Origin of the sequence: Endozoicomonas sp. SESOKO2 (genome assembly GCF_024606245.1) — a bacterium.
In the GTDB taxonomy this organism is placed as follows: Bacteria; Pseudomonadota; Gammaproteobacteria; order Pseudomonadales; family Endozoicomonadaceae; genus Endozoicomonas_A.
Genome location: NZ_JAHHPQ010000684.1, coordinates 1 through 4,310, shown reverse-complemented (window position 1 = coordinate 4,310; position 4,310 = coordinate 1). Strand labels below are relative to the sequence as shown.

General features: G+C 48.3%; 2 protein-coding genes. Both read right to left on the bottom strand.

The features are described 5' to 3' along the window. Positions 1-2,957: hypothetical protein (locus KDK17_RS16800; RefSeq protein ID WP_257288599.1), on the bottom strand; the 2,957-nt coding region annotated here is incomplete at its 3' end. Between the two features lie 289 nt (positions 2,958-3,246). Continuing rightward, the coding region (locus KDK17_RS16795) for a hypothetical protein (protein WP_257288598.1) at positions 3,247-4,310 on the bottom strand (1,064 nt) is incomplete at its 5' end.

Here is a 4,310-nt window from a genome sequence, read left to right as displayed (position 1 = left end):
GGTGTTGAGGCAATGGATGTTGGGGCAATGGATGTTAGGGCAACCGGTGTTGAGGTAAGCGGTGTTACAGTTTCCGGTTGCTTGATTTCATAAACTTTCTCTATGATGAGTCTGGCTTGTTTTTCTGATGGCTGGGTATCATCCCGATTATCAATTTCAAGCGCTGCTGCCCCTTGTCTGCTTGCTAGTGCTTCATGAGCTCCTTTTCTCTGCATTGGAATTCGATCGATTTCGTCCTGGACAGGATGTAACCATTTTCTCCGTTTTGCCAAATCTTGTTGATTCTGAAAATCTTGTCGAAAGACCTCAAAGAACTGCTGCTTAATGCACTTCTGCAGGTGCTGATGGCGGGCTTCAAGATCATCCTTGTTTTCCGGAATAAGGCTGAGCTTACCTTCAAAAAAAGCCAGTCTTTCCCGAGCTTCCTCATCGGATAGTTCTTCGTTTGGTTGCAGCGGCTGTGGAATGAACGGAAGGGCAGCCATATCATTTTCATTGATCAAAGTAATACTGCGCTTGCCTCCGGTAGTCGCCGGTTTTGCTTTTACTGCTTCTTCATCAAGCTGTTCTGTTGCGGGCAGCAATTGTTTGATTTTATGAATTTCCTGTCGGATGAGTCTGGCTTGTTCCCCGGGTGGTTGGGTATCATCCCAATCATTAATCTCAAGCTCTGCTGCCAGTTGAGCGTTTCGAGCTTTAGTGGCATCTGCTCTGGCATCACGAACTTGTTGTACCAGCTTTGGAATTTGTTCGATTTTCTGCTGAAGTATCTGTGACTGGTTTTGCAGTTCTTCCTTCTCCTTACGAACTTGTAGAAGCTCATCTTTAATTTGTTGCTTGAGTTGAAGTGCTCTGAGCTTTTCTTTTTCACTGGCAGTAGCTTTCTCCGTCGTCAACACTATCTCGTTTCTAAGCTGGTTGATTCGTGTTGCTTGCCGTTTGAGGTGTTGCTTTATGGCCTGATGACGCACTTTCGGGTCTTTTTTATTGTCCGGGACCAGACCGAGCAGAATTTCAATGTCAGCCAGGTAATTATGAATAACCGTATCAGTGAGTTCTTTCTTGTGTGGCAGGTGAGGTTGAACGGTCTTAAAGCGGGCATCCAGGTCGTTTTCATGGGCCGGAGTAATTCCGGACGGGCCTTCAATCGCAGGCAGCTTTACTGCCCCCGGAGCGTTTTGAACTCTTGTAGCAACTGGCCGGGAATTACGAACTGGTTGTTTCGGCACGGGAGTTCGTTTGACTTCATGATGACGTTTTGATGACCCATTTTTCTGTTCTTCCTTTTTTTGTTGATTCTGAACAGGTGGTTGAACGACCTCATCTGCCTGCTGCTGAAGGTGCAGCTGAATGACCCTGTGCAGGGCTTGCTGAAGCGTTCGGTGTTTTTCTTTGTCACTGGCAATGACTCTCTTTAACTGGTTGTTAAGGACGGTGTCTCCGCCCTCTTCTCCCTCTGGCTTTGACTGCTCGTTTTCCATCTCAATCAGCTGTCTGAGAACGTCGCCGAGGATTTTGGAAGTAAACCTTTCGTCGTCCCCAAGAGCGTTAGCCTGCGCCAGGTTGATGCCGCTGACAACAGATACCGTATTCTCAATATCCCAAACAAAGAACCGGTTATTCAGAAGATTGGTAAGTGTAGGTTTGAAACTGAAGTTTTTTACGAGTTGATGATGCATCAGGGTTGGCGTGACGACCGATGAAGCGACTCTAATGTGTCTTATTGTGAATTCAAATTCATCTGCCTGATCTGGAGCAGCACTTGCCAATGCCTGCTTGAGAGATTCATAGTACATAAGCGTAATCAGTTTATCTATGCCATATTGGGCATCGTGCTTTGCAGCGATCTCCTCGAGTAATGCCATCTGTTTGCTTCGAATGACGTAATGGTAGCCTTTGACCTTGTCTTTTTTTACCTGTGTTGCTACCGGAGGTTTAGGGTTATTGACATCGTCTTCTTCCCAGAGCTTATAGAAACCTTCAACAAAAGCGAGATCGGCCGGATTCTGTTTCTGACCACGGAAAACAATAATATCCCCCGGAGCCTCAGTCACTTCCAGTTTTGGATAACCCGCCGGCACAGGATAAGACTGGCTCTCATCCTCAACGTGTACAACGTAGCCGACGGGTTTATTGTATGACAACAGATCATTCAGGGCTCTCTGTTGTAAATCTTTCCCCAGAATATGAACCTGAGTGTAGGCGGACGTCGCTGCTGCAAAAAGAGCTTCATCATTAACAAAGAGCGATTGACCGAGGCGATGCAGTTGAGGAGGCTGAACGCTGGCAGCGATAAGACGCATGAAGGTGCGCCCATTCACTTTAACTTTGTCTACTTTGAGGGTGGCAAGGGCAACATAGTGATCAACTTCGCCAAGGTTTCCTGCTTTTTCACTCGCACCTTTTAGCACACCGACCAGATGCTCAGGGCACGCAATTTCTGTAAATGGCTCTAATGTTTGGGTGTCGCCTAGTTGAGCGCGAACTGCCCCAATGGAATCTTGTTGGGTCATTCTGAATCTGACTTCAATGAGCAGATTCTTTTCTGCCAGATTATGGGTGAATCTGAAGACCCCCTCATTACCAATCTTGAGGACTTTGGTGTATTTCTGAGCAATGTCATTGTCATCTGTTTCAAACAGATCAACAGTGGAAACGCCACCGGCGATGCCGGAAAGGACGTCTGTGAAGCCTTCGGAAGGCATGTTATAGCCCGCTGTGGCTTGAGCCTGGTCAGGGTAGGTGGTGGTAAAGGATTTGGGTATTGGCTGCTGGTCATCACCTAAAGTGGGCTGAACCATGACCTCACTCTGGGTAAACTCTGTATGACCATTGCCCGCAATATCGATGGATTTTGTCTGCAGTCTGCGTTCCGCCAGTGCCTGCGTGCCAATGATGGAAGAGCTGATTGCAACGGCCACTGCCAGGTTCAGTGCATGGGGGCGAGCATGTGTCATTCGACTACCTCAAGGCTGATAACTTTCTATACCGTGAAAAGTGATGTTTACACCAGTTGAGAGAGCAACTTCCAGTAACTCTGGGCTGTCAATAGCTCAAGGCTGTTCCGGTAAGTTGTTGAGTGAATTTAGTTCACAGTGGCCAATCCGGTGAGCCGTTGAGCGAATTTAGTTCACAGTGGCAAAGTCCAATGCCAGTAAAATTGAGTTGTTTTTTCAGAGCAGGAATACATTCATGCATGCCTTATAACAGGGTTTGATCGATGGCCCGACGACCTGAAAGAAATCACTACAGATGCCCTTTTGCCAACCATTCGTAGAAGGCACCCAGAGTGTAAGAGTACGGAATACTTTCTGCATGGGAGAATGACCATTTAGGTACATTATCCCTGAAGTATTTTTCCCAGCCATGCTCATACATCTTCATAGAGCGATCACGTCGTTCACGGAACTGAAGATAATTCTCGTTTCTGGTCCAGCCATGCATCACTTTGTTTGCTTTAACACGGTTGGCATACTCTTCATCCGTTTCATTGAAGCGTTGAGGTGTGGCAGTGGCAGCACGTTTCGCATAGTCAGATTCCGTTTCACCCACGCTTCTCCAGCGATTGAGCTTGTCAAGACTACGGCCCAGTGGTCCGCCGAGCCACTGAGTGAGTACCTTGTTGTCGTTCATGAAGAAGTCAAAAGTGAGACTCGACGCCAGAGCAAATCCGAAGGTTTGAGCGTAGGTAAACCCAGATAAAAGGCCGTGGGCGTATGATCCGGCCGTGGCTACCGGGCCCAGCACCAGACCGGCTGTGACAGAAGCCAGGCTTTTCACTTTATCTGGTGTGATCCTGTGCAGCAGCGGTACCTGAACTCCTTGTCCGGAAGTCATGGATTTCACGATTTCGGGCACCAGACGGAAAAGGCTGCGATATCTATGGGGGTTGGCGTTGTATTGTCTGTTAAACAGCATAGAGCCGGTTTTCAGCAGAATAACTGAGGAAGCGGCTTTGCCGAAAGGCATTGTCAGTCCGCCCAATTCAGTGACTTGTTCAATGCCGGTGTGGAAGGCATATTGGCCGGTTCGGTCAAGATCAACACCGTAGCGTTCCAGCCAGTGCTGGAAAGGTGTGAGCATCCTGTGCGTGTAATCGCCCCGGTTGGTCAGGTCCAGAAGATAGAGGAACGCCATGTTTGAGAGAGACAGCCTGACAGCTTCCGGGGCGGTCCGGGTTACCAGTAGAGGTTTGTAGCTGGAGAAGTACCAGGTGACCGCCTGTGCCAGAAAGGCTGAAGGTTTAACCCAGTAGTCATTGAGCTGTCGCTCAACCGCTGCGGCATGAGCCTGCATCAATGTGTCATGGA